This window comes from Agrobacterium sp. 16-172Ci (genome assembly GCF_053522725.1).
In genome coordinates this window covers 1-1,098 of the sequence record NZ_JBNWBW010000067.1, presented here as the reverse complement: position 1 = coordinate 1,098, position 1,098 = coordinate 1, and the positions used below count along the sequence as shown (strand labels likewise).

Annotated in this window: 1 protein-coding gene; it reads right to left on the bottom strand. The window is 58.6% G+C overall.

Annotated features, from left to right (window positions below; translation table 11 throughout):
- Positions 1 to 6: 6 nt before the first annotated feature.
- Positions 7 to 1,020 (bottom strand): IS110 family RNA-guided transposase, encoded by a 1,014-nt coding sequence (locus ACQZ40_RS25710; RefSeq protein ID WP_269834423.1) that lies wholly within the window; start codon positions 1,018 to 1,020, stop codon positions 7 to 9.
- Between the last annotated feature and the right edge of the window lie 78 nt (positions 1,021 to 1,098).

Here is a 1,098-nt window from a genome sequence, read left to right as displayed (position 1 = left end):
AGCGGATCACGCCATTCTGTAATTCTGCTCCCTGGTCATCATTGCCCAAATGATGCGCGCCATCTTATTGGCGAGCGCGACAGCCGCCACCATTCGAGGCTTTCGGCCCAGAATGCCTCCCAACCAGTTGTCCGGTAACACGCCCTTGCGCACGATCCAGCGGATCAGGCTCATGGCTCCGACGATGAGTAGCTTTCGGATATCGGTTTGCCCCATCTTGCTGACACCACCCAGTCGGGTCTTGCCTCCCGTGGAGTGCTGCCTGGGCACAAGGCCAAGCCAGGCAGCAAAATTCCGGCCGCTCTTAAATGCGCGAAGATCTGGAGCAAATGCGAGGATCGCGCCGGCGGTCACGGGTCCGACGCCGGGAACGGTGCAAGGTCGACGCATATCTTCATTTGCCTTGGTTGCGTCTCGAAGCTTCAGCATCAGCCCGTCAATCTTTTCGGTTAGCAGCCTGATCTGGTCGAGGTAAAGCTGACCAATCTCTCTCACTCCAGCAGGGAGGTCATTGGTCTCATCGGCCAGAATGCCCACTACAGCCGTGAGATTGGCTGGTCCTTGAGCAACGATAATCCCGAATTCGCCGAGGTGCCCACGTAGCGCGTTGATGAGCTGGGTGCGCTGGCGCACGAAGCACTGGTGCGTTCGAAACGCTACCGCACGCGCCTGATGTTCAGCGCTCTTGACCTCGACATAATGCATGTTCGGTCGCTGTGCAGCCTCCGCGATCGCCGCTGCATCGGCTGCGTCGTTCTTCTGTCGTTTGACAAACGGCTTCACGTAGATCGGCGGAATTAACCGTACATTATGGCCACAGCCTTGAGCAAAACGGCCCCAGAAATGGCTGGTGGCACAGGCCTCCATCGCGACGATACACGGCGACTGCTCACTCAAAAGCTGCTGCAATCGAGCCCGTGAAAGCACCCGGTTGAATAGAACCGCCCCGCCGCGATCCGTTCCACAGACTTGGAAGCTCCGCTTCGCGAGGTCGATCGCAAGGATTTGCACCTGTGTCATCTGCCTTTCCTCCGTGAGCGCCACCATGGCGCTGGGCAGGCATCATACTCCGATGGGGGCATCCACCCCATCAGTTCA

What these genes read in the sequence shown, in the direction of transcription:
- ACQZ40_RS25710 (WP_269834423.1), bottom strand. Translation starts at nt 1,020, where the DNA reads ATGACACAGGTGCAAATCCTTGCGATCGACCTCGCGAAGCGGAGCTTC.